Source organism: Bacillus sp. FSL E2-8900 (assembly GCF_037966225.1).
In the GTDB taxonomy this organism is placed as follows: Bacteria; Bacillota; Bacilli; order Bacillales; family Bacillaceae_G; genus Bacillus_A; species Bacillus_A cereus.
In genome coordinates this window covers 4,551,157-4,575,764 of the sequence record NZ_CP150193.1, presented here as the reverse complement: position 1 = coordinate 4,575,764, position 24,608 = coordinate 4,551,157, and the positions used below count along the sequence as shown (strand labels likewise).

Sequence of the window (24,608 nt, the reverse complement as noted above, 5' to 3'; positions counted from 1 at the left end):
GGGATAACATGTTTCCGATTGGTGATCAGCCGAAGATTATGAAAGACTTAGCAAGTATAGCTGGTGATTTAGAAGAAGTAGCGATTGAGGGGAAAACAAAAAATATAGAACGACTAGCATCTTTGAAAGTTAAAAAATTATGGGTGTTCACAGTAAATCAAAAGCAGTTTGATCATATTCTTACGTATGTTTGTCCCGATATATTATACGTTTACAAAATGAGGGTCGAGGATTTAAGTAGCCTTCAGAAATTGTCCAATTTACAACAGTTGTATATGTGCTGGAATACAAAAGCGAAGACGTTATGGGATATTGATTATAATAAAAAACTCAAATCCTTACTAATTGATGATTTTTCTAAGTTAGAAGATTTAAGTGCTTTAAGTAAGTGCACACAACTCAATACCTTCTATATGGGTGGTGGAATAAATACAGCGATGAAAGTACAAACTTTAAAACCACTCGCTGAATTACAGCAGTTGCAAAAGCTTACTTTGATGAATTTAAAGGTTAAAGATGATTCATTAGAACCGTTAATGCAATTGAAAAATTTAAAGGAGTTAAGCTTATCTAATCAATTTAAAGTGGAAGAGTATGCAAAACTCTCTGTAGCATTGCCATATACGGTATGCGAGTCTTTTAAACCTTACGTATATATGAACGATGCAATAGATGGGAAAAATATAATGGTGACTGGGAGAAGAAGGCCAGTCCTTAATTCAAAAACGGATACTGTGAAGATGCAAAAGTATGAAGAACGATTTAAAAAGTTACAAGAGGAATATAAAGCACTAGTAGAAAGTACAATGTGAAATTACATTGTACTTTCTACTAGTTTTTTCATATACATATCAACTTCGTGAAAGAATATGGGCTCTTTTTCCTCGGTATTCAGATGCACGGTGCAATGTAAATATTGCTGTAAGTAGCGATTAGCTTGTTCGTACTGTTTTAATTTGTAGAAAGAAAAACAGGTAAGAAGTAGAAACGCTTTTTCTTCTAATATTGGAACGACAGCTAGTACCGGAGTAATGGAATGTATATTTATTTCCACTGAATTTTCATAAGATGCCCACGTTTGAAACCAGTCGAAAATAGTAGAAAGGTAATTCGGAATGTTGATAGTTTCATGTGAAACATTGTGCAATAGCTGGTTCTGTTTGATATGTATAGGCTCTATTCTTGTTTGTAGAATGCAAGCGAATATTGAAATGTTTTCTTTTATTTGTAATTGGTTCGTAATAAGCTGCGGGAGACCGATAGGGTGAACTCCTATATTTATATAAAAATCATCTCCAAACTGGCTTTTTTGTATGTTAATGAGCTTATAAAATCCGTTTTCAGCTTTGAAAAATGTATGTCTTTTTTTCTTAAAGCCGAGTGGTTTTAAAGTGGCGTGTAAATTTGTAATAAAATCTTGCTCCTTTTTAGAGCCAGGCTTATTCTTCGTCATATTCATAAGAGCGGTCAAAAGTTATATGAAGTAAATATGTCTTTTGAAATTGAATTGCCTCCATTTCTTATCGGAGAGATGATGGTATTGTCCTTAGGAGAAGGCAGAATTTGTGGTATTAATATTCAAACAGGTAAAGTGCTTTGGAACAATACTACTCTACATGATATTACAGAGGTTCTGTTATATAAAGATGGAGAAATTTACATTGCAACTTCAAATTTAGAATTGATAATACTTGATGCTGAATGTGGTGAAGTAAAAGATATAATTAAACTCCCTAAAAATGTTGTTGTAATAGATTTTATTGTATCAATTGAGGAAGGTAATAATGGACTATTCATTAGTTGTGTAAGTGGAAATATGTTTGAAATAGTAGAAGGCTAATTTGTGAGCGCTCTTAAGTCGAGATGTTTGTTTTAAAATAGTAGTATATATTCACTAAAAAGGATGTATAAAAATGATTTTGATGCATCCTTTTTAGTGAATATATAAAATAATTAACTTAGTGTATTAAAGGTATGATACACGATTATTTTAATATATTTAAAAGTAAAATGAAATAAGAAACGGATAATTGTCGGAATATATTCGATTTCCGTTCACTTTTATGAAATATGTGTACTTTTTGTTAGATTCCTTCATTTTGTCCATATACAATAAATGTATATAGAAATAAGAAAAGGATGATGTACGTGAAGGACACGGTTTTACAAGAAACGATTTCTCCACAAGAATTACATAAAGTTGTTCAAAAGAATACAGCTTATTATGACTTTAAGTGGGGTAAAGTAGAAAATCCAGCGCAAGGGAATACATGGAATTGGGTAGCCTTTTTCTTCCCAACTTTTTGGTTAGCTTATCGTAAAATGTATAAGTTATTTATTATATTTGCGTTATTGGCTATACCTAGTATAGTTATACCCCCTTTTATAGATATTCCAGATGGGATTTATGTAACATTTAGTTTAGCTCTTCAATTAGGAATGATGATATTTACTGGATGGCAAGGAAACCGTTTATATTATAAGCAGGCTGTTCGTGTTTTTCGTAAGGGAGAAGATGCGTCTGATCATGAGAAGGCGTATTTCTTACAATCAAAGGGCGGCGTGAGTATTGCTGGTATGATTGGTTTACAGATTATAGTCGGGATTGTGTATGGATTAGCTGCGTTCGGGCTGTCCTTTTTACCAACTGAGCCGAATATTAAAAACGTTGTTCGTTCAAGTGGAGAAGGGGTTACTTTAGAGATTATGACTGATAATCCAACTTGGAAGTTTGTGAAGAAAGAAAAAGATTATGACGTAGTAGAGTTTACTGGTTATGATTATACAGAGAAGAAAAACGTGAAAATTAAATTTGCTGTTTATTTCGATGAAGATGATTTCGAGTGGCAAGAGGTATATGAAAATAATAAGAAGTTAAGTGAAGAAGAAGTGGAAGAATATCAAATTTACATTGAAGAAAATAATTTGGGTTTCTAGAGGGAACTCGTTCATTTTGAAAAGAAGAATCTTGTGAAGGTTCTTCTTTTGTTTATTAGGGGGGAGAGAAATAATTTCAGCATTAATAGAAGCTCTAATAGGATCGATTAGTTTAAGTACGGGTTTACACACGAAAAAGATTGATGCTAACATACGTTACTTGCAGCAGTATGAATGGTTTCGAATGATATATGAAGACGAAAAGTATCGAAAGTTATTTATTACGAACTACAAAGTTCGCTCATATTTACAAAGTAAGCTAAGAGTTCGATTGCTTGTAAAAAATAAAAATGCACAACGAAGATTTTTAAAATTAGTAGAAGAGCAAATAGAAAAACGGCATACAAATTGAAATTTTGTAAAATACAATAAAAAATGAGAATTTGAGGTAGGCTTGTCAATAACGTGAGACTATGGCACTATAAAGAAATGCTATACAAATTTTATTTATCGAGATGTAAACATCAATTTTGATTTTTACGTATAAATAATGAACGGAGGAAATGAATTTATGGCTACTTTACCAAATTGTCCAAAATGTAATTCAGAATATACGTATGAGGATGGCGTTCTTTTCGTATGTCCAGAATGTGCTCATGAGTGGGGCCAAGAAGCAGAAGCTGAAAATAATGATGGTGCGAAAGTTGTAAAAGATGCGAACGGAAACGTTCTTCAAGACGGCGATGCAGTTACTGTTATTAAAGATTTAAAAGTAAAAGGAACTTCTTCAGTTGTGAAGATCGGTACGAAAGTAAAGAGTATCCGTCTAGTTGATGGCGATCACGATATCGATTGCAAAATCGACGGCTTCGGAGCTATGAAGTTAAAATCACAGTTCGTTAAGAAGGCGTAAGTAAATAGAAGAGGAGGCGAATAGCCTCCTCTTTTTATTATGTCACTTTTTGTCGGTAAATCGATATTTCGTACAAAATCGTTGATATATTCTGAGTTATGATAGATATATTTGAAAAATCGTTGATATATTGCAAGTTATGATAGATATATTGAAAAAATCGTTAATATAATTTCATTCATCGTGAACTACGCACGATTCACCGTGCACCATAGTCAATTTCTTTCAATTGACATCGCTTATTAAAGAACGTTTTATATCCAAGCTGTAAAAAGATAATGACAGCAAAGGCAGTACTTCCAGAAATACCGAGTATGATGGCGATTTGATATTGAATGGCTGTGAATGGTGATACACCGGATAATATTTGACCAGTCATCATGCCTGGTAAGCTTATAATCCCCATTCCGACCATAGAATTGATTGTCGGTAAAATAGCAGAGTCAAAAGCGTCTCGAATGAGCGGAGCAGCTGCTTCTTTCGGTGTTGCGCCGAGCATAAGTGCACCTTCAATTTGACCTCTTTGCGATTTCATATTGTTTAAGAACGTATTTGCGCCGAGAGAAACGCCAGTCATGGCATTCCCAACTAACATTCCTGTAATAGGGACGATATATTGCGGAGCATACCACGGATCATGTCCGATAATAACAAAGATAAATAGTAGAAGTGGCCCAATTGACCCGGCGACCATGGAAAGGGCGGCTATTCGTTTTAATTCTTTAGACATTGGGATGTTAACTCGTTTATAAATATTAAAAATTGCAAAGGTAGTAATAGAAGTAATGAGAGCAATTGTATAAAATGGATTACTGTTTTCAAATACGTATGTAAGGACATATGCAACAAGTACGAGCTGAATCGTCATACGGAATGTTGCGAGCGCGATTTGTTTTTCGCGAGGTATTCCTTTTAATTTTACAAGTCCAATTAAAATAAGAATGAAAATATAGGCAGCTGCAAGTTGCCAAATTTGGAGTTCAATAACGCCCTTCAACAGAGAGCACTTCCTTTCTAGTTGCACCGTTTGCTTTACTAATCTCAATAATGTCGTCTGCAATTTCTTCTGGAAGTTGTTGTGAGTGTGTGATGAAGATAATTGTTTTTTTCTTTTTTCGTGCTAGTTCAGTAAATTGTTTCATAACGCGGCGTTCTGTATCACTGTCTAATGCTGAAGTAGGTTCATCTAATAAATAGACAGGCGGATCCATAAGTACGATACGTGCAAAGGCAAGTCTTTGTTTTTCACCGCCAGATAGTGAGGAGGCGCTATTTTCTAATTGCTTGTCTAAGCTAACGGTTTGTAATGCACTCCGCAGGGCATCATCATTTGGAAATGGTTTTTCAGAAAGACGAAGTCCCATTAATAGGTTGTCTTTAACGGTTCCATCAAAAATAGGTGGAGTTTGCCCAAGCATAACTACGTCACGACGTAATTGAATAGGGTGATAATCAGAAATTAATTTTCCGTTATATTCAATTGTGCCGGATGTTGGAGATTGTAAATCGTTTAACATGCGAAGCAACGTGCTTTTTCCGCTTCCGCTTTCACCGATAATGCAAGTAATCTTTTCTTTTTGAATCTGTAAATAAGGAATGTATAGTATATCTTTATATATAACGTTTTTTAATATAAACATAAATCGCTCCTTTCTGATTCTAGTTATATCGTATCAAAAAAGAGAAGATAACGGTTATAAAGAGCAACGTTTTTTCTTCGTCTTGAGTTTTATTAATAAGTTAAGTAAACGATCTAATTCTTGGCTGAAAGAAATCACTTTATCATGAGTCAATCCGTATCGTTCAACGAGATAGATTAACTCTTTCTTTTTCGCTTCTATTCGATTGTTTAGTTTCGATAAGTTCATAAGTGGAATGTAATGCCTCCTACAAAAGTATTTATCACATAAAAAATAAGACCGAATGAATTCGGTCTTCAAGGAAATAATAAAACAACTTACAAATAGCATACAATGTTTATCAATATTTTTTAATATAAAAATGAAAAATAAATCATTATAAATATTGAGAAAGATGTGTCTGATAATTTTTAAAAACTGATGCAAAGAGGCTGCCTACATAGTAGACAGCCTGTAAAGTATTAACCTTTATGATATTTGTACATCCAAAGAAGACCAGATTTTAATAATCTCGGTACACGTCCCATTAATGGTTGGTTTGCGAGTAAACCGAATCCATGCTTCTTACCAAGAGATCCTAGAACACCTTTTAATTTAATAACAGGTAGTTCATCCGGGAGTGGTTCATTATTCCAACGTTTTAATAATATTTGGACAATTTGTTCTCCTTGACCTTCAGCAAGTTGGGCAGATGGTGCATGTGGAAGTGCTGCGCAATCTCCTACAACATACACGTGCTCATTGTTTGGAATATTGTGATATTTCGTTAAGACAACCCGTCCGCTACCATCTTGTTCAACTGGAAGGTTTCGAACAACTTCATTTGCTTGAATACCAGCTGTCCAGACGATTGCATCACATTCAAGTGGTTCATCGTGGTTGTACACAATATTTGGTTCTACTTTTGTAATGTTAGAGTTTCGTATAATGTTAACTTTATGCTTTACAAACCATTCTTCTACATATCTACTTAATTTCTCTGGATATGGGAATAAAATTCTATCTTTTCGATCAAATAAATAGATTTTTAAATCAGAACGGCTTTCACGAAGTTCACTTGCTACTTCAACGCCACTTAAGCCAGCACCAACAACAGCTACTGTTGCATTTGGTTCTAGACTATTTAATTGTTCATATGTTTTACGTGTTTGTTCAATTGATTGTAGACTATGTGTATATTCCCTAGCCCCAGGAACGTTATGATATTTATCTTCACAGCCAAGTCCGATAATTAAGTCATCATATTGGATTGCTTCGCCGCCATCGAGATGAACAGCTTTTTCTTCGAGGTCAATATTTGTTACTGTGCCGTATTGAATATTGAGGCGTGGGTGTTCAGGAAACGGTATACGAATATGCGTTTCTGAAATAGTACCCGCAACTAATGCATAATATTCAGTTTTGAAGCAATGATATGGTACTTTGTCGATTAATGTCACTTGTACATCATCTGGAAGTTGGTTGCTTGGAAGTAGCCTTTGCAGAATTCTCATTCCACCGTAGCCGCCACCTAGTATTACGAGGTGTTTCATGATGGATTACCCCTTTTCTGTTGAAATATCCCCTAATCATAAAATTTTATATTAATAAAATATTTTGACTTTACTCAATCAAATTATATCGAATTTGTGAACAAATAACAATGCATGAATGAATACTCTGTTGTACAATAAGAAGAAAAGTAAAATAAACTGTTTTTCCTTTGTAGTTACTATTTCATTGGAAGTAGCATGTTATATAGAAGAAATCATCTACTTTGAAGTGAAGTAATGAAGTAACTAAATAGTTTAGACTGTGTAACGAAAACAACAAGAAACAGCTTAGTTTTCTTCTTATAGATAAAGTGAAAAGGTAATTTGTTTTGTAGTACAGGGGGGAGAATTTTGATTAAACCATTAATTGAATTTTGTGTAGGTAACCTTGCAAGTGGTTCACAAGCAGCTCTAGAAAAATTAGAAAAAGATCCGAATTTAGATGTAATGGAGTATGGTTGTCTAGGATATTGTGGTATTTGTTTTGAAGGACCGTTTGCACTTGTAAATGGTGAAGTTGTACAAGGTGCAACAGTAGAAGAGCTTGTTAATAATGTATATGAGTATTTGGATGAAAATCCAATGTTTTAAGGTGTTGCGAATTAGCAGCACCTTTTTCATTAGATAAAACTTTATTTCGTGGGGAAGACTAATACTCAGTATTAGTCTTCCCCAATCGAAAATAGTAGGATAAATAAAAAAAGGCCCTTTTTAGAAGGGCTTTTTTCTTACATAAATTGTGTAAGAGTGGCTCATCGCCAAACGTTGTCAAATATGAGAAACGGGGGACATTCATATTGTGTTCTAAAAGCATGCATTTTATACTTAACATAACAAATTATTTTTGGAGTGAATATAAATGAGCCAATTTTCTTTTACAAAAATGCATGGTCTTGGCAATAGTTATATATATGTAAATATGTTTGAAGAGCAAATTCCTGAAGAAGATTTAGCCCTTGTGGCCGAAAAGGTTTCAAATATTAATACTGGTATTGGAGCAGACGGGATGATTTTAATTTGCCCTTCAGACGTAGCTCCGGTGAAAATGCGCATGTTTAATAATGATGGTTCTGAAGGAAAGAGCTGTGGTAACGGTTTACGCTGCGTAGCGAAATATGCGTATGAGCATAAACTAGTAGAAGAAACAGTTTTTACAATTGAAACGTTGGCTGGTATTGTAACGGCTGAAGTAACAGTAGAAGATGGTGTCGTGACATTAGCGAAAATCGATATGGGAGCACCGCGTCTAACACGTGCAGAAATACCGATGCTTGGTGAAGGTGAAACACCATTTATTCGTGAAAACTTCTTATACAATAATCATCGTTATGCATTTACAGCTGTTTCAATGGGAAATCCACATGCGGTTATTTTTGTTGATGATGTAGAAAAAGCACCTCTTACAACACTTGGACCAGTTCTCGAGACACATGAAATGTTTCCAGAGCGAGTAAATGTTGAGTTTATCGAAATTTTGAATGATGACGAGATGAACTTCCGCGTTTGGGAACGTGGGTCTGGTGTAACGCAAGCTTGCGGAACAGGGGCGTGCGCTGCAGTTGTAGCTGCTATTTTAAATGGAAAGATGGAACGTGGTAAGGAAATTACAGTCCATTTAGCTGGTGGCGATTTAATGATTGCGTGGACTGAAGAAGGAAACGTGTTGATGAAAGGACCTGCGGAAGTAATTTGCCGCGGAGTGTATGAGTACAAGATAGAAGCGTAAAGATGTATAATGGACTAAGAACAGAAAGGAAGGTGTATTTCATGATTGAAGTAACAGAACAAGCAGCTTTTCAAATTAAAGATATGTTAAAAGATGCTGAAGATGGAGAGAAGTATGTGCGCCTTGCTGTACACGGCGGCGGATGTAGCGGTCTTTCTTACGGCTTAGGGTTTGAAGTAGAACCAAAAGAAGACGACACAGTTCTTGAGTTTTTCGGTGTTGAATTTGTTATCGATAAAGAAAGTGCTCCAATTGTTAAAGGAGTAAAAATTGACTATAAACAATCTATGCTTGGCGGCGGATTCACAATCGACAATCCAAACGCAATCGCATCATGCGGATGTGGATCATCTTTCCGTACAGCATCGAATGCTGGTAAGCCAGAAGAGTGCTAAGTTTTTAGCAGAAATAGAGAAAGACCTTTTCAGCGATAGAATAAAATCGTTAGAAAGGTCTTTTCTTTTGCCGTAAAAGCCCGATTACCAAGGCTAATCAATATTTCACTTTATTTTTGCATAGATGCAAGTATCAGTTAGTTGTTTGCCGTCAGCTGAAAAATCTTCATTACGTAATATCCCTTCAAGTTCAAAGCCTAGTTTTTCAGGGAGTGCACGACTTTTCGTGTTATTACATTCACATCGTATTTCAATCCTTCTAAATTTGAATAACTGAAATCCAAGGTTTGTTAACGCACTTACTGTTTCTGTCATATATCCACTGCCACTAAATTGCGTGTTAATCCAGTATCCAATTTCACATTTAGAAACCTTCCAATCAATTCGATGAAGGCTAGCTGTTCCAACAAAATCATTCGTCTCTTTATGATAGATAAGATAGCGAAAGCTTTCTCTTTTCAAAAAATCTATATGTGCATTTCTCAGAAGAATTTCCGTTTCTTCAACAGTAGGAATGGACTGAAATAAAGACAACCATTGCTTTAATTCATTAATGGAATCTTTAATAGCTTGTTGTACTATATCCCCTTCACCAGCTTGAAGTGGTGCTCGAAGAATGAGTCTGTCTGTTTCTATTTGTAACGGAACATCTAATAAAATAGAGTTCATATCATTTCTCCTCTCGAAAACTTTAAATTAGGACAGAATGAAACATATGTAAAAAACTTTCGTTCAAAAGTTAGAGAACAATAAATATATATTCAATTCATCATTTAGAAATCCTTTTTCATCTATTGACTTCTAATTTCTTTATCATTTATTTGAGCTTTAAGTTCTCTTTTTCTAGTTATAATGGAAGGATAGAAAGAGGGGGATATATGCTGGAAGATGTTTTTGAATTTGTATTGAGGTATGTTATAGGTTCTATTTTTAGATGTATAAGATACCTTGTGATAAATATTATAATGGAATGCATAATAGAAGGCGTAATAAACGGTATAAGGAAATTACGTGATAAGTGGGAAAATTGGCGTGAAAGACGTTATTGGCGGTAGTGTAGCTGATAAGCGTGCGAAACAAAAACGTTATACAGAAGTTTAATGAAATGATAGAAATCGACCCGCATTTACAATCTGTACTCGTTCCAATTGATGATGGAATGACGATTTCTAAAGTGAAGAAATAATTATTATCTTACAAAAGTGTAATGTTCATGTCATGTTTTTGAATTTCTTCTTTAAGCTCTGGGCTTTAAGATAAGAATATAAGAAAAAACATATGAGGTGAAGGAAATGAAAAAATACATTGCACTATTTAGTATTTTAGTTGTATTCGCAAGCTTGTTAGTTGGTTGTGATTTAAACCGTATGGGTAAAGATGAGTACTACGTTCAAATTACAACTGATGGAATTGAAAAAAATGAGAAGTTTGATAACGGAGAGCCACATAAATATTTCGAGTATAAATTAAAAGGATTCGATAAAGGTGGAGAAGTAAAAGAATTAGAATTCACAGCTCCAAAAAATCTTCGTAAAGATGCATTCTTACGCGTATACAATTCAGATAAAAAAGGTGTAACAGCTTGGGAAGAAGTGAAAAAAGACGAGCTTCCTGCGAAAGTGAAAGAAAAATTAAGTGTGAAATAAGACAGATAAAAAGGAATTGACGCACAGGGTCAATTCCTTTTTTGATTTTCAAAATCCTCTTCTGAAATGACTTTAAAGCCATGTCTTTTAAATAAAGCAGTAGATACCCCGTAACCAGTTTGCTTATTACCGTTAAATTCACCAGTGTAAATCGTAGAACTGCCACAAGATGGACTACGTTCTTTTAAAATAATATATTCTGGGTGTAAATCTTTAATTTGTTCTAATGCTTTATAAGCACCATTTACAAAAGCTTCTGTGACATCTTCACCATCTTTTGTCATCACTTTCGCTTTTCCGTCCAAAACGTCGTCGCCATTCCCGCCAATAATTTCAGCGGAAGGACGAGGTGTTGGCAGTCCTCCTAATACTTCAGGACAAATGAGGACTGTATCTTCTTTTTGTAGTAGCTCCTCTATTTTTAAAACGAGATTGTCATTCCCGTCATATCGACAAGCTATACCACCTAAACAAGCGCTAATTACGATCATATTTTCATCTCCATTAAAAAAATATTAACTATCACGCCAAATTCTCTTCCTGCCTCTTACTTATAAATGAGGTGATATAAATGGGAAGCTTATATAATTTAATGAAACCATATAGTGAATTTCGAAGTAAAGAAGAGTTTAATACATATCAAAAACAAGTTTTGAATTGCTATCGATTTCAATTGAATAAAACAGATGCTACCATTATTCATTTTTTAGGAAAATATGCGGTGAATGAGAAACAAAAAACAGTAGGGGTCGCCTGTCCGTTAATGGAGACGATTGCGAAGAATGTTGGAAAGAGTATTCGTACAGTACGCCGTTCAATTGCAAAGTTAGAGGAACTAGGAATTATAAAGCGTGTTGCAACAAAAGAAAGACATAAGCGCGGCGGGTATAGTGCGAACTTATATATTTTTCTTATATCTGCAATTGACCGCATGGATGACCGTATGAAAATGTCCGCATGTGAAAGTGAGGATTATACAGCTGGCTGTAGCGGAAAGGAGCAAAAAAACGAGAGGGAAACAATTCTTTCTAAAAACATTCCACAAATAAAAGAGAAAAGAAAAATAACGTACGAGCTTGATGAGACGTATTGCCGTCATGATATACCGAAGCCTTTTATATACGCACTTCTGCCGATGACGAGTAATCCGAAGAAAATTAATATATTTTGGAGTAAGGTGGAACTTGCATATAAAAAGAGCGGGTTACTAGAACAAGGTGTTTTACTAGAGCAAATATTAGCTGATGAAGAAGTGTATGGAAATTTCATTTGGCGAGTGAAGAGTGTTGTGAGAGCTTATAAATATGGGGAAATCCGTAAAAATGTGAAGGCACTTTTATATAGTACAGTACGAGATTTATTTTTAGAGGTGGGATTAGAATGGGGAGCAGCATTAAGGAGAAGTAAGGGAATATCACTATTTGATCCATTCAAAAAAGAGCCATGTGTATAATACATGACTCTAATTAGTTAATCGAACTTCCTTACAACTGGAACACGAATCGCTACAAATAGTACGAAGACGATAACAGCTATTGCACCACTTTTCATAACGGTTACGATTGGAATTCCTATTGCAAGTGCAATGGATGTGAATGCATAAGAGAGCGGGATAAAGCCCATTGATGATAGCATAAGTAAACTCATTACGCGTCCCATCATTTCTTCTTTGACTGTCGATTGAATCATTGCCATAAGCGGTACAATCGCCATTGCGATTGTAATACCGTAAAACATGCCAGCTAATAGTGCTTGCCAAAGTACGGTACTAAAGTTGATGGCTAAGAAGAATATACCAGACAATAGCATCATGATAATACAAAATAGACCGCGTCTACGATTAATATTTTTTAAACCGACAATGATAGCACCGATTGCCATTCCACCGCCTACAGATGCCTCTAAGTAACTAAACTGGAGCGAATCACCATGCAGCACGTTTTTAACAAAAAGCGGGAAACCAACTTGCATCGGACCGATTAAAAATAAGTTTAAAAAAGCGCTACAAATAAGGAAAGTTGAAAGGAATGGCGATTCCTTTACATATAAGATTCCTTCTTTAATGGAAGTGAACATACCTTTATCTGTATCTTTTTGTTCTGGCATCGTAAATTGTATTTTTTGAACGAGTATGGCAGCGACAATCAGTAATAAAATCGTAATGGAAAAGATTGTCTCATAGTTCGTAAATTTAATGAGAATTCCGCCAAGTACAGGGCCTAAGATGACCGATGCTTGGTTCGTCATTTGTGTAAGTGAATTCGCTTGTGTTAACCGGCTTTTTTCTACCAATTCCGGTAAGATAGATCCATCTGCTGACCAGAAGAAAGCATCAGCAAGTCCAAAGAATAAAGCGAATAAAGCAAATGTATATAGCGTTACATCACCAACGATAAACCATGTGAGAATGGTTGCGACAAGAATCGCTCGAATGATATTGGAGTAAAACATAATATTTTTTTTCGGGAATTTATCAGCTACAGCGCCGCCGACAATCATAAAAATAAGCCTTGGAACACTAAGGGCTACGAAAACAACACCGAGTGAAGCTTCAAGGTTTAACGTTTTTGCTATGTACCACGTTTGTGAAAAAGTAAAAAAGGCTAAAGCAAAGCTTGAAAAAAGAGTAGCTGCCCAAAGAAAAAGGAAATTCGTATTTTTTAATAACGGTTTTCCGCTTTCTTCTAAAGCAGTTTTATTTTGTTGTAGTTCCTCCATATTGCTTCCTTTCTATGTGACAAATTTAAACTAAAAAACCAGTAAACGCCCGATTGGTGAGGGCTAATACTTAATGGGAGATACCCCCACTGATTATAGTTTCACTTTATACAGTTTCTAATATTTCTATACTGCACTTTCTCATTGTAGACAATAATAATGAATTTGCCCAGTAGCTATTTAACGACAAAAAAAGATGCCGAATGGGCATCTTTTTTTAGGCTAACGCAATATAAATATCCAATTGTGCATGATTTGGGTCTAATGCTCTTTCATCGTAAAGCTCAAAGTCTGTTGTGAAGGCACGTTTATTTTCTTTCGACCATTGCCAAATATATTCCCAAGCTTCGCAAAAGACTTCAGCAACTGGTCCCTTTCTCGTTGTAAATACCGCATATGTAGCAGCAGGTATTGTTAAAGTTGTCATATTTTCAGGAACGTCTTCTAATGAAGAAACGGGCGTACCGATTGTGAATGTATATGTACCAGTTTCATCTGATTCGTAGTTTGAGTAGAAAGCAAATGTTGCTTTCGTTTTTTGGTTTGGGATGTGATGCATCATTTGTTCTTGGAAGTAGCGGTTCCAAAGCTCGGGGATTTTTCCTTTAGTAGATGCCTCTCTTTCGTTAGTCGTCGTAACTGAAACGCCGATTGCTTGGAAAGCTTCTTTTTTCATTATAATGGGCTCGTTAATCATGAAAATTCCTCCTTTAAAACAAGAACATTCGTTCTTGGTTTTAATATAACATATTTTTATATGTGAAGTTTTTTTTGAAAATTTTAATTATAAATAAAAAATAAGTAAAAAATGGTAAAATTTCTATTTCGTGTACAAATAGATTTGGGAGTATGTTAAGATTTTTATGTATCCTTTAACTGTTATATAAACCTATACAATAGGGCATTTTTTACTATGTTAAAAAATGGTGAAGGTTTGTATAAGTGTCCGATATATATATGCTATTTTTGATAAATTAAAATAGTAATATTCTATGAGATTTATATTGTTGACATTGGGATTTCAACGATACATTTTCGTAGGTCGGATTGTTGCGAGTGGATATATATTGCTATGTATACGGCTACGAAATTAAGTAGACGGATAGCAAGCATATAGAAAGGAGAAAGGTAGAAAATATGAAACAAGTATTGAAGTGTTTTAATGTCGTAACAATGATCACACTTCTCCTATCCATCATATTGCCTTCACCCAGTGCTTTTGCAGAGATAAATAAAAAAAGCTGGGATGAGTTACAAGGAAATGATGTGAAAATTAAGGCAGAGCAAGTAAATGCCGAAATATATAGGGGGGAAGTAGCTAAGAGGGAGCACGTATTTCAATATACGATTGAAAATACGGGAGATACACCAATTCAAGAATTGGTGCTTAAACAAAGTAATGAAAATAAAATTACGTTCCTCTCGCAATCTGTCAAAGTAAACGGAGAGAAGTTACCTGAAAATAAAGTAGCGGATTTCTATGTAGAAGAAAAAGATAAGGGAGGCAAACTTCTTTCTTCTAATCTTAAAATTCGAGATTTAAAATCACACGAAAAAATGACGGTGCTAATAAAGGCTAGCCGCACGCAGCATTTTAATAAAGAATACAAACAAAAGATTAGTGTGCAAAAAGATCAAGTACAAATAGGAAACATGTCTGTAGATGTTGAGGGAATCCCTTCTGAAGAAAAGGTAGCAGCTAATGCCGATGAGGAGGCTGACAGTAGTAAGAAAGAAGTTGGCCCATCAGCTAATAATACAATTAAAAAAGTTGATGAAAAGCTAAAAGTATCTGTAGAAGATGAAAATAACCCTACATCAAAAACAGAACCATCAAAACAAACAGTAACCGAAGCTGAGAAACAGCCAGAAAAAGAGGCAGTAAAGCAGAGTGTTGCAGAAGTACAAGCTGCGTCAGAAAATGCTTCGAAGGTTCAAATCCAAACAGGAGATAAACAAGGGTTTGGAGATCCACTGTATTCTACAATTGCTGCTGGTAATTTAGTACAGACTGGTAATGTGACGCTTGGTTTGACAACTGACCATTACGGCAGACAAAGTATGGGTTATAAAACGAACAAAATGACAGTGGACGTTGATAACGATAATAGTACTTTTAATTCGTCAACAGGCGCATTTCCTAACATTCCTGCTGGAAGTAAAGTAAAAAAGGCGTATTTGTTTTGGACAGCAGCTATGGGAACGCCAACTTATCCATCTAAAGAGTATAGAGTTAGCGATGCAGAGGTAAGAGAGCCCGTTAAAATGAAAATGGGGAATAAAGGATACGCTGAAGTAAGTGCTGATAGTATACGAAAAGCGGATTATTTACCGTATATTTCAAATTACTCGGGTGCTGGTGCCGGTTATGTTGCATATGCTGACGTAACAAATGTAATTGCAAAGCAAGGTATTTCTCAAACGGTGACAGTTGCGAATGTGCCACAAATTAAATTTGAAAAAGGCAGTGGTTACTACTGGGGCAACTGGAATCTTATATTAGTGTATGAAAACCATAAAGAAACCGTAAAAGATATGAAGATTTGGGAAGGGTTAGTTGCTCAAAAAAGTGCAGCCTGGACAACTATTGGTATTAATAAAATAAACACGCCAAAAGAAGGGGCTTTTAAGGCGAAATTTAGTTATTTCTCGTCACAAGGAGATCCTGCTGAAAATGATATATATGCCTATGATTTTGGGCAGTATGATTTTGGATTCGGTTATAAAGATTTAGAAAACATTAACGGTAAAAAAAATGATGTTAATGATTCATCTATGACAGAAGTGCAAGTGGATGGTACTAACGAGTTTGTTACGAAAAAATATCCAGGATATAATCCGGATTGGACAAATTCATTTAGTACTGATATTCATACGTATCATCTTGAAGGACCTGCTAAAGTAAAAAATGATTTAAAAGAAGGTAAAATGCAATTTAAAGCAAATGGTGCTACTGGTGATATTTACGTATTAAATAACGCTACATTTGTTACAGAACATAATGCGCCAAACTTACAAGTTGATAAAAAGGCGTTAGATAGTGCTGGGAAAGAAATTAAGGACGTTAAAGCTGGTGAAGAGTTTACGTATCAAATTGAAGTGAAAAATGATACGAAAAATAACCAAGCCCCTGTATCTAATGTAAAAGGTTTTGATAAATTAGATGATCGTTTAGAGTATGTTCCGGGATCTATTCAATATGTGTCTGGAAGTAATAAAGGAAATAAAACAGATAATGCAAGCGATGATGAAGCAGAGTTTGTAAATAATCAAATTGATTTCCGTATTGGTGAAGGTGCAAATGCTAAAGACGGCGGTGTTTTAAAGCCTGGTGAAAGTGCTGTTATTACATTCAAAGTAAAAGTGAAAGCTTCTGTACAATCAGATACAACAGTAAAAAATATCGTTGTTGTAAAGGGACAAGATAGTAGCGAGGTAAATTATGAAACTGCAGATGATGCAGATATTACGGTTACGACTCCAAAAGAGATCCCTGGAGAAATAGAAGCTAAAAAAATAGCATCTAATAAAACACCGAAGCTAGGTGACGAGGTAGAGTATCGTATTACATTTAAAAATAAGACAAAAGATGGACGTCTAGATGTATTGACCATTGAAGATGAATTACCAAGCAATCTTGAATACGTGAAAGATAGTTTGAAAGCAGAAGGTGCAAAACCAGAGCCAGTAGAGCTGAAGTTTGAAAATGGAAAAGTAATTGCAAAGTATCCAGAAATTATGGATATGGAAGAAAGAAGTATCGTCTTTAAAACAAAAGTAAAAGAAACTGCAAAAATTGGTGAAGAAATTGTTAATAAAGCAACCGTTAGTGATAAAACAAATCCACCAAAGAATCTAGAAGAGAAGATTACACCACAGCATAAGGCCGGTAAAATTGCTGCAAAGAAAAAAGCAACAAATAAGAAGCCAAAGCTAGGAGAAGAATTTGAATATCAAATTAGCTTCCAAAATACGGTGGAAAACGGAAAACTAGATGCAGTTACAATAGAAGATGAAATTCCAGCTAACTTAGAATTTGTTCAAGGCAGTGAGAGAGCTGAAGGTGCTGAACCAAATCCAGTAGAGTTAAAAGTAGAAAATGGTAAGGTAATCGCAAAATATCCAGAGATTACGGATACAAAAGAGCGAAGCATTGCCTTTAAAGTGAAAGTAAAAGAAGAGGCAAAAGCCGGAGAAACGATCGTTAATAAAGCGGTTGTGAGTGAGCCGAATGGACAAACTGAGCATCCAGAAGAAAAGATTACGCCGGATTATAAATACGGTAAAGTGGATGTTGAAAAAAGCGTAACGAATCAAACACCAAAACTAGGAGAAGAAGTGGAATACCGAATTACATTTTATAATACGGTAGAAAACGGAAAACTAGAAAAGGTGCTAGTAGAAGATACACTACCTAAAGGTGTTGAATACGTGAAAGATAGTTTGAAAGCTGAAGGTATAAAACCAGAGCCAGTAGAACTAAAAGTGGAAGACGGCAAAGTAATGGCAAAGTATCCAGAAATTACGGATACAGAAAAAAGAAGTATTGTTTTTAAAGTGAAAGTAAAAGATTCGGCAAAAGTAGGGGAGGCAATCGTAAATAAAGCAATTGCAAAAGATCCGAAAAATGAGCCTGTTGAATCAAAGGTTGTTATTACACCGCAAAGTAAAAAAGGTGAAATTGCTGCTACAAAGGTAGTTAATAATAAGAAGCCAAAGTTAGGCGAAGAAATCGAGTACCGTATTAGTTTTCATAATACGGTTGAGAACGGAAAACTTGAAGAGGTGCGAGTAGAAGATACAATTCCAAAAGGTCTTGAATATGTAGAAAATAGCATCAAGGCCGAAGGAGAAGCACCTGGACCAGTAGAATTAGCTGTTGAAAATGGGATAGTCAAAGCTAAGTATATCGATATTATGGATATGAAAGAAAGAAGTATCGTCTTTAAAGTAAAGGTGAAGGAAGAAGCAAAAGTAGATAAAGAGATTGTCAATAAAGCAATTGTTGATGATACGAAAAATCCACCGATTGAGCCGGAGGAAAGAATTACTCCGCAACATAAGGATGGAATAATTGATTCGAAGAAGACAGTAGATAATCCATCACCAAAACTAGGAGAAGAAGTAGAATACCGAATTAGCTTTAAGAACACGGTAGAAAACGGAAAACTAGAAAAGGTAATAATAGAGGATACAATTCCTAACGGTTTAGAGTATGTAAAAGGCAGTGAAAAGGCTGAAGGTGATAAACCAGCTCCATTAAAGTTAAGTGTGAAAGATGGAAAAGTCATTGCTGAATACGAAAATATTACGGATATGAAAGAAAGAAGTATTGTCTTTAAGGTAAAGGTGAAGGAAGAAGCGGAAGTAGGTAAGGAAATCATCAATAAGGCAATTGTGGATGATACGAAACATCCGAAAGAACCAGAAGCGAAAATTACACCATTACACAAAGATGGAAAAATTAAAGCGAAGAAAATCGTAAATAATGAAACACCGAAGTTAGAAGAAGAAGTAGAATACCGAATTAGTATGAAAAACACGGTTAAGTACGGAAAGCTAACAGACGTGATAATAGAGGATACTTTACCAGAAGGTTTAGAGTATGTAGAAAATAGTTTGAAAGCAGAAGGTGTCGGAACAGATTCAGTAGAGCTGAAATTTGAAAACGGTAAGGTAATGGCAAAATATCCAGAAATTATGGATACAGAAGAAAGAAGTATCGTTTTTAAAGTGAAAGTAAAAGAAGGAGTAACAGTCGGTAAAAAAATCATTAATAAAGCAACTATTGATGATTCGCAAAATAAGCCAGTTAATCCGACTGCGGAAATTATTCCTCAGTATAAAGATGGAAAACTTGAAGCGAAAAAGATGGTAAATAATGAAACGCCGAAGTTAGGAGAAGAAGTGGAATACCGAATCAGCTTTAAAAATACGGTAGAACATGGAAAGCTAAAAGAGGTAAAGATAGAAGATGATTTACCAAATGGATTAGAGTATGTGAAAGATAGTGTAAAAGTAGAAGGTTCTAAGCCAGATCCAGTGGAATTGAAATTTGAAAACGGTAAGGTAATGGCAAAGTATCCTGAGATTACAGATACAAAAGAGAGAAGTATTACCTTTAAAGTGAAAGTAAAAGGTAAAGTGAGCGATTCAATTGTTAATGAAGCGATTGTGAGCGATACGAAACATCCGCCAGAAACACCGACAGCAGAAATTATTCCGCAACATAAAGACGGAAAAGTGAAAGCGAAGAAGACGGTAAATAATGAAACGCCGAAGTTAGGAGAAGAAGTAGAATACCGAATTAGTATGAAAAACACGGTAGAAGACGGAAAACTAGCAGAGGTGAAAATAGAAGATACTTTACCCGAAGGTTTAGAGTACGTAGAAAACAGTGTGAAAGCAGAAGGTTCTAAGCCGGATCCAGTAGAATTGAAATTTGAAAATGGTAAGGTAATGGCGAAGTATCCAGAGATTACGGATACAGAAGAAAGAAGTATCACTTTTAAAGTGAAAGTAAAAGATGAAGTGAAAGTCGGTAAAAAAATCGTCAATAAAGCAATTATTGATGATACGAAAAATGAGCCAGAAACACCGACGGCAGAAATTACTCCACAGCATAAAGATGGAAAAGTGGAAGCGAAGAAAACGGTAAATAATGAAACACCGAAGTTAGGAGAAGAAGTGGAATACCGAATTAGCTTTAAAAATACGGTAGAAAACGGAAAGCTAGCAGAGGTAACAATAAAAGATGATTTACCAAATGGATTAGAGTATGTGAAAGATAGTTTACGAGCAGAAGGTTCTAAGCCAGATCCGGTAGAACTGAAAGTGAAAGATGGAAAAGTAATCGCAAAATATCCAGAAATTATGGATACAGAAGAAAGAAGTATCGTCTTTAAAGCGAAAGTAAAAGAAGAATTTAAGGTTGGTGAAGGCATTGTCAATAAAGTAGTTGTTGATGATACAAAAGATCCAACAACTTCAGAAGTAACAATTACGCCAGAATATAAAGACGGTAAGCTTAAAGCAGAGAAATTTGTAAACAATAAAAAACCGAAATTAGGAGAAGAAGTAGAATACCGAATTAGTTTTAAAAACACGGTAGAAAACGGAAAACTAGTAGAGGTTACAGTAGAAGATGAAATTCCAGCTGGATTAGAGTACGTGGAGAACAGTTTACAAGCAGAAGGTTCTAAACCAAGTCCGGTAGAATTGAAATTTGAAAACGGCAAGGTAATGGCAAAGTATCTAGAAATTGCGGATACAAAAGAAAGAAGTATTATTTTTAAAGTGAAAGTAAAAGAAGAGGCAGAAATAGGCAAGGAGATTGTTAATAAAGCAATCGTAGTAGATACAAAAAATGAGCCAGAAGAGCCTCGTGTGGAAATTACTCCGCAATATAAAGATGGTAAAATTGCTGCGCAGAAAGTAGCAAATAATCATAAACCGAAACTAGGAGAAGAAGTAGAATACCGAATTAGTTTTAAAAACACGGTAGAAAACGGAAAACTAGTAGAGGTAAATATAAAGGATACATTACCAAATGGTTTAGAGTATGTAGAAGGCAGCATCACAGCAGAAGGTTCTAAACCGAAACCAGTAGAGCTACAGGTGAAAAATAATAAGGTAATGGCAAAGTATCCAGAAATTACAGATACAGAGGAAAGAAGTATTGTCTTTAAAGCGAAGGTAAAAGAAAGCGTAAAAGTGGGAGAAGAAATCGTAAATGAGGCAATTATAGATGATACAAAGAATCTGCCAGAAGAGCCTTATGTACCGATTACACCACAATATAAAGATGGGAAAATTGAGGCAAGAAAAGAAGTAAGTAATCATGAACCGAAGTTAGGTGAGGAAATCGAATATCGAATTATTTTTAATAATACGGTGAAAGATGGAAAACTAGCAGAGGTAAAAATAGAAGATGAAATTCCAGCTGGATTAGAGTTTGTAGAAGGAAGCGAAAAGGCTGAAGGTGAAGGGCCAAAACCAGTGGAGTTGAAAGTAGAAAATGGTAAGGTAATGGCAAAGTATTCAGAGATTATGGATACGAAAGAAAGAAGTATCGTCTTTAAAGTGAAGGTGAAAGATTCAGTTGCAATAGGTAAAGACATTACAAATAAAGCGATTATCCATGTTGATGATCCGAACCATCCAGTAATTGATCCGACAGCAAAAATTACACCGCAATATAAAGACGGTAAAATTGCTGCTCATAAAAAGGTGAATAATCATAAACCGAAGCTAGGGGAAGAAATCGAATACCGAATTTCATTTAATAATACGGTGAAAGATGGAAAACTGGCAGAGGTGAAAATTGAGGATGAAATTCCGTCTGGTTTAGAATATGTGAAAGATAGTCTAAAAGCAGAAGGTGATAAGCCAGCACCGGTAGAGTTGAAAGAAGAAGCTGGTAAGGTTAGTGCGAAGTATGAAAATATCACTGATATGAAAGAAAGAAGCATTATCTTTAAAGTGAAGGTGAAAGATTTTGTTGAAGTGGACAAAGCAATTGTAAATAAAGCAATTGTTGATGATACAAAAAATCCACCAGAGCGACCAGAAGTAGAAATTACCCCGCAGCATAAAGACGGTAAAGTTAAAGCTGATAAAAAGGTAAATAAAAAAGAGCCAAAGCTAGGAGAAGAAGTAGAGTACCGAATTAGTTTTAAAAATACGGTAGAAAACGGAAAACTAGCAGAAGTGAAAATTGAGGATCAATTACCAACTGGTTTAGAGTATGTGAAGGATAGTTTAAAATCAGAAGGTAATGAGCCAGCGCCAGTAGAGTTAAAAGAAGAAGCTGGGAAAATTACAGCGAAGTATGAAAATATTACTGATACAGCTGAGCGTAGTATTATCTTTAAAGTGAAAGTAACGGAAGTAGCAAAAGTCGGTAAGAAAATCGTGAATACGGCAATTGTGGATGATGACAATCCGAAGAATCCACCGCAAAAACCAGAAGCGATTATTACGCCGGAGTATAAGGACGGAAAACTAAAAGCTGAGAAAACAGTAAATAATCCAGCTCCAAAATTAGGAGAAGAAGTAGAGTATCGAATTACTTTCCGTAACGTAGTAGAGCATGGAAAAGTAGCGAAGGTGAAGATTAAGGATGAATTACCAACTGGCTTAGAGTTTGTAGAAGGTAGTGAAAGAGCCGAGGGAGAGAATCCGAAACCGTTGTATGTGAAAGTGAAAAACGGAATCGTCCTTGCGGAATATCCAGAAATTACGGATATGAAAGAAAGAAGTATCGTCTTTAAAGTGAAAGTGAAAGAAAAAGCTAAAGTAGGCGAAGAGATTGTGAACAAGGCGATTGTGGAAGATACAATAAATCCACCAGAGCAACCGAATATCTCTATTCAGCCTCAATATAAAGATGGTGCATTACAAGCAGAAAAAACAGTAAGTAATCATGAACCAAAGTTAGGAGAAGAAGTAGAATATCGAATTAGCTTTGAAAATACGGTAGAGAACGGAAAACTAACTGAGGTAAAGGTAGAAGATGAAATTCCAGCCGGTTTAGAATACGTACAAGATAGTATAAAGTCTGATGGGCCGGAACCATATCCGGTGGAACTTAAAGTAGAGAATGGAAAAGTAACAGCAAAGTATCCAGAAATTACGGATACGAAAAAAAGAAGTATCATCTTTAAAGTGAGAGTACAAGAGACGGTACAAGTAGGAAAAGAGATTGTAAACAAGGCGATTGTTGATGATAATAATCCGACGACTCCGCCAGTTGAGTCGCTTATACCAATCACACCGCAATATAAAGATGGGAAACTAGAGGCAAGGAAAGAAGTAAGTAATCATGAACCAAAGCTAGGGGAAGAAATTGAATATCGAATTACTTTTAACGGCACAGTAGATGGCGGGAAGTTAGTTGATGTAAAGATTGAAGATGAAATTCCGTCTGGTTTAGAGTATGTGAAAGATAGTCTGGAGGCCGTAGGTGATAAGCCTGTGCCTACAGAACTTAAAGTAGAGAATGGAAAAGTAACAGTGAAGTATCCAGAAATTACGGATACGAAAGAAAGAAGTGTCATCTTTAAAGTAAAGGTAAAAGAAACAGCAAAAGTTGGAGGAGAAATAACAAATAAAGCGATTATTGAAGTGGATGATCCGAAACATCCAGTTATAGAACCGACAGCGAAAATAAAGCCAGAATATAAAGATGGTAAGTTAACAGCAGCGAAGACAGTAAGTAATAAAGAGCCAAAGCTAGGAGAAGAAGTAGAATACCGAATTAGCTTCAAAAATACGGTGGAAAACGGAAAACTAGATGTAGTTACAATAGAAGATGAAATTCCAGCCGGTTTAGAATACGTGCAAGGTAGTATTAGATTTGAAGGGGCTGAGCCAAATCCAATAGAGTTAAAAATGGAGTTTGGAAAAGTAATCGCCAAGTATCTAGAAATTACAGATACGAAAGAACGTAGTATTATTTTTAAAGCGAAGGTAAAAGAAGCGCCGAGTAAAGGGATAACAAATAAAGCAGTAGTGGACGATAAAATAAATCCGCCACTTGAGCCTACAGTTACAATTTTACCGAAAACAAAAGAAGATTTTAAGATACCAGAAGATCCGAAAGAGCCGAAGGAGCCAGAAGTGAAACCGGAGGATCCGAAAGAACCGAAGGAGCCAGAAGTGAAACCAGAAGATCCGAAAGAGCCGAAGGAGCCAGAAGTGAAACCGGAAGATCCGAAAGAACCGAAGGAGCCAGAAGTGAAACCGGAAGATCCGAAAGAGCCGAAGGAGCCAGAAGTGAAACCGGAAGATCCGAAAGAACCGAAGGAGCCAGAAGTGAAACCGGAGGATCCGAAAGAACCGAAGGAGCCAGAAGTGAAACCGGAGGATCCGAAAGAACCGAAGGAGCCAGAAGTGAAACCGGAAGATCCGAAAGAACCGAAGGAACCAGAAGTGAAACCGGAAGTAAGATTGGAAAAATTAATTAAAGAGCCGCAAGTAAAAACAGAAAGAGAATTACCGAAAACAGGGGCAGCGTCTCCATGGATGATGTCAGTTGGTGCTGGAATTTCATTCTTAGTTGGCGGAGTATTATTCGTATTAGGTAGAAGAAGAAAACAATAATTTTTTTAGACGAAAAGCACACTGAGTTCGATAGTTTATCGAATTCAGTGTGCCTTCG

Annotated in this window: 19 protein-coding genes and 2 pseudogenes; 12 read left to right on the top strand and 9 right to left on the bottom strand. The window is 35.5% G+C overall.

The genetic code is table 11. From position 1 onward, the window contains the following. Positions 1–8: 8 nt before the first annotated feature. A complete protein-coding gene (locus tag NST90_RS23530) occupies positions 9–812 on the top strand; it encodes a hypothetical protein (protein ID WP_000483946.1) in 804 nt (267 codons plus the stop codon). Positions 813–814: 2 nt separating this feature from the next. On the opposite strand, the gene NST90_RS23525 is transcribed toward NST90_RS23530, so the two are convergent. Beyond that, the gene (locus tag NST90_RS23525; protein ID WP_069604585.1) at positions 815–1,453 is read right to left on the bottom strand and encodes a DUF4304 domain-containing protein; all 639 of its coding nucleotides are present in this window, start codon (positions 1,451–1,453) and stop codon (positions 815–817) included. A 3-nt stretch (positions 1,454–1,456) separates the two neighbouring features. On the opposite strand from NST90_RS23525, the pseudogene NST90_RS23520 reads away from it, so the two are divergent. The 4 genes and pseudogenes from NST90_RS23520 to phnA form a co-directional block, all read left to right on the top strand. Then, positions 1,457–1,840 (top strand): annotated as a pseudogene (locus tag NST90_RS23520) (PQQ-binding-like beta-propeller repeat protein); the annotation flags it as partial. Between the two features lie 299 nt (positions 1,841–2,139). Then, positions 2,140–2,937 carry a DUF2628 domain-containing protein gene (locus tag NST90_RS23515; protein WP_114555937.1) on the top strand — a complete coding sequence of 266 codons (798 nt, stop codon included), beginning with the start codon at positions 2,140–2,142 and terminating at the stop codon, positions 2,935–2,937. 70 nt (positions 2,938–3,007) lie between these two features. Next, entirely contained in the window at positions 3,008–3,289 is a 282-nt protein-coding gene (locus NST90_RS23510; protein WP_033687535.1) for a hypothetical protein, read from the top strand. A gap of 159 nt (positions 3,290–3,448) precedes the next feature. Beyond that, on the top strand, positions 3,449–3,790 hold the full coding sequence (gene phnA, locus NST90_RS23505) for an alkylphosphonate utilization operon protein PhnA (protein ID WP_000212737.1): 342 nt from the start codon (positions 3,449–3,451) through the stop codon (positions 3,788–3,790). Positions 3,791–3,989: 199 nt separating this feature from the next. Here phnA and fetB read toward each other — a convergent pair whose 3' ends face one another. The 4 genes from fetB to NST90_RS23485 all read right to left on the bottom strand — a co-directional run bounded on the left by fetB (position 3,990) and on the right by NST90_RS23485 (position 6,962). Then, positions 3,990–4,787: an iron export ABC transporter permease subunit FetB gene (gene fetB, locus NST90_RS23500; protein WP_025709848.1), complete on the bottom strand. Its 798-nt coding sequence runs from the start codon at positions 4,785–4,787 to the stop codon at positions 3,990–3,992. Then, positions 4,771–5,430, bottom strand: coding sequence for an ABC transporter ATP-binding protein (locus NST90_RS23495; RefSeq protein ID WP_000470316.1), 660 nt, complete (start codon positions 5,428–5,430; stop codon positions 4,771–4,773). Before NST90_RS23495 ends, fetB begins: the two co-directional genes overlap by 17 nt. Before the next feature lie 54 nt (positions 5,431–5,484). Continuing rightward, positions 5,485–5,658, bottom strand: coding sequence for an aspartyl-phosphate phosphatase Spo0E family protein (locus NST90_RS23490; protein WP_001054091.1), 174 nt, complete (start codon positions 5,656–5,658; stop codon positions 5,485–5,487). A 233-nt stretch (positions 5,659–5,891) separates the two neighbouring features. Further along, a complete protein-coding gene (locus tag NST90_RS23485; protein ID WP_000682079.1) occupies positions 5,892–6,962 on the bottom strand; it encodes an NAD(P)/FAD-dependent oxidoreductase in 1,071 nt (356 codons plus the stop codon). A gap of 351 nt (positions 6,963–7,313) precedes the next feature. On the opposite strand from NST90_RS23485, the gene NST90_RS23480 reads away from it, so the two are divergent. The 3 genes from NST90_RS23480 to NST90_RS23470 all read left to right on the top strand — a co-directional run bounded on the left by NST90_RS23480 (position 7,314) and on the right by NST90_RS23470 (position 9,083). After that, the gene (locus tag NST90_RS23480; RefSeq protein ID WP_000595026.1) at positions 7,314–7,553 is read left to right on the top strand and encodes a YuzB family protein; all 240 of its coding nucleotides are present in this window, start codon (positions 7,314–7,316) and stop codon (positions 7,551–7,553) included. Between the two features lie 268 nt (positions 7,554–7,821). Beyond that, a complete protein-coding gene (dapF, locus tag NST90_RS23475; protein ID WP_000077396.1) occupies positions 7,822–8,688 on the top strand; it encodes a diaminopimelate epimerase in 867 nt (288 codons plus the stop codon). Between the two features lie 41 nt (positions 8,689–8,729). After that, the gene (locus NST90_RS23470; protein WP_000573821.1) at positions 8,730–9,083 is read left to right on the top strand and encodes an iron-sulfur cluster assembly accessory protein; all 354 of its coding nucleotides are present in this window, start codon (positions 8,730–8,732) and stop codon (positions 9,081–9,083) included. 105 nt (positions 9,084–9,188) lie between these two features. Here NST90_RS23470 and NST90_RS23465 read toward each other — a convergent pair whose 3' ends face one another. Further along, complete coding sequence (locus NST90_RS23465; RefSeq protein WP_001084691.1) at positions 9,189–9,752, bottom strand: GNAT family N-acetyltransferase; 564 nt, start codon at positions 9,750–9,752, stop codon at positions 9,189–9,191. 342 nt (positions 9,753–10,094) lie between these two features. Between NST90_RS23465 and NST90_RS23460 the strand changes: the two are divergent. Then, positions 10,095–10,269, top strand: a pseudogene (locus NST90_RS23460) (methyltransferase). Positions 10,270–10,375: 106 nt separating this feature from the next. Continuing rightward, positions 10,376–10,729 (top strand): YxeA family protein, encoded by a 354-nt coding sequence (locus NST90_RS23455; RefSeq protein ID WP_000759860.1) that lies wholly within the window; start codon positions 10,376–10,378, stop codon positions 10,727–10,729. Positions 10,730–10,758: 29 nt separating this feature from the next. Here the strand turns inward: NST90_RS23455 and NST90_RS23450 are convergent, their stop codons facing one another. Beyond that, positions 10,759–11,220: a DUF523 domain-containing protein gene (locus NST90_RS23450; protein WP_283748272.1), complete on the bottom strand. Its 462-nt coding sequence runs from the start codon at positions 11,218–11,220 to the stop codon at positions 10,759–10,761. Positions 11,221–11,300: 80 nt separating this feature from the next. Here NST90_RS23450 and NST90_RS23445 point away from each other — a divergent pair, with 80 nt between their 5' ends. Further along, positions 11,301–12,182 carry a helix-turn-helix domain-containing protein gene (locus NST90_RS23445; RefSeq protein ID WP_000535280.1) on the top strand — a complete coding sequence of 294 codons (882 nt, stop codon included), beginning with the start codon at positions 11,301–11,303 and terminating at the stop codon, positions 12,180–12,182. A gap of 17 nt (positions 12,183–12,199) precedes the next feature. On the opposite strand, the gene NST90_RS23440 is transcribed toward NST90_RS23445, so the two are convergent. Both NST90_RS23440 and NST90_RS23435 read right to left on the bottom strand, forming a co-directional pair. Continuing rightward, positions 12,200–13,447 carry an MFS transporter gene (locus NST90_RS23440; RefSeq protein ID WP_006925887.1) on the bottom strand — a complete coding sequence of 416 codons (1,248 nt, stop codon included), beginning with the start codon at positions 13,445–13,447 and terminating at the stop codon, positions 12,200–12,202. Between the two features lie 217 nt (positions 13,448–13,664). Further along, positions 13,665–14,144, bottom strand: a complete 480-nt coding sequence (locus tag NST90_RS23435; RefSeq protein ID WP_231009325.1) for a GyrI-like domain-containing protein — start codon at positions 14,142–14,144, stop codon at positions 13,665–13,667. Positions 14,145–14,584: 440 nt separating this feature from the next. On the opposite strand from NST90_RS23435, the gene NST90_RS23430 reads away from it, so the two are divergent. After that, positions 14,585–24,550, top strand: coding sequence for an isopeptide-forming domain-containing fimbrial protein (locus NST90_RS23430; protein WP_339200741.1), 9,966 nt, complete (start codon positions 14,585–14,587; stop codon positions 24,548–24,550). The last annotated feature ends 58 nt before the right edge of the window (positions 24,551–24,608 follow it).

Coding starts and splice junctions, on each gene's coding strand:
- NST90_RS23530 (WP_000483946.1), top strand. CDS start 9: ATGTTTCCGATTGGTGATCAGCCGAAGATTATGAAAGACTTAGCAAGT.
- NST90_RS23525 (WP_069604585.1), bottom strand. CDS start 1,453: ATGACGAAGAATAAGCCTGGCTCTAAAAAGGAGCAAGATTTTATTACA.
- NST90_RS23515 (WP_114555937.1), top strand. CDS start 2,140: ATGATGTACGTGAAGGACACGGTTTTACAAGAAACGATTTCTCCACAA.
- phnA (WP_000212737.1), top strand. CDS start 3,449: ATGGCTACTTTACCAAATTGTCCAAAATGTAATTCAGAATATACGTAT.
- NST90_RS23495 (WP_000470316.1), bottom strand. CDS start 5,430: ATGTTTATATTAAAAAACGTTATATATAAAGATATACTATACATTCCT.
- NST90_RS23490 (WP_001054091.1), bottom strand. CDS start 5,658: ATGAACTTATCGAAACTAAACAATCGAATAGAAGCGAAAAAGAAAGAG.
- NST90_RS23485 (WP_000682079.1), bottom strand. CDS start 6,962: ATGAAACACCTCGTAATACTAGGTGGCGGCTACGGTGGAATGAGAATT.
- dapF (WP_000077396.1), top strand. CDS start 7,822: ATGAGCCAATTTTCTTTTACAAAAATGCATGGTCTTGGCAATAGTTAT.
- NST90_RS23470 (WP_000573821.1), top strand. CDS start 8,730: ATGATTGAAGTAACAGAACAAGCAGCTTTTCAAATTAAAGATATGTTA.
- NST90_RS23465 (WP_001084691.1), bottom strand. CDS start 9,752: ATGAACTCTATTTTATTAGATGTTCCGTTACAAATAGAAACAGACAGA.
- NST90_RS23455 (WP_000759860.1), top strand. CDS start 10,376: ATGAAAAAATACATTGCACTATTTAGTATTTTAGTTGTATTCGCAAGC.
- NST90_RS23450 (WP_283748272.1), bottom strand. CDS start 11,220: ATGATCGTAATTAGCGCTTGTTTAGGTGGTATAGCTTGTCGATATGAC.
- NST90_RS23445 (WP_000535280.1), top strand. CDS start 11,301: ATGGGAAGCTTATATAATTTAATGAAACCATATAGTGAATTTCGAAGT.
- NST90_RS23440 (WP_006925887.1), bottom strand. CDS start 13,447: ATGGAGGAACTACAACAAAATAAAACTGCTTTAGAAGAAAGCGGAAAA.
- NST90_RS23435 (WP_231009325.1), bottom strand. CDS start 14,144: ATGATTAACGAGCCCATTATAATGAAAAAAGAAGCTTTCCAAGCAATC.
- NST90_RS23430 (WP_339200741.1), top strand. CDS start 14,585: ATGAAACAAGTATTGAAGTGTTTTAATGTCGTAACAATGATCACACTT.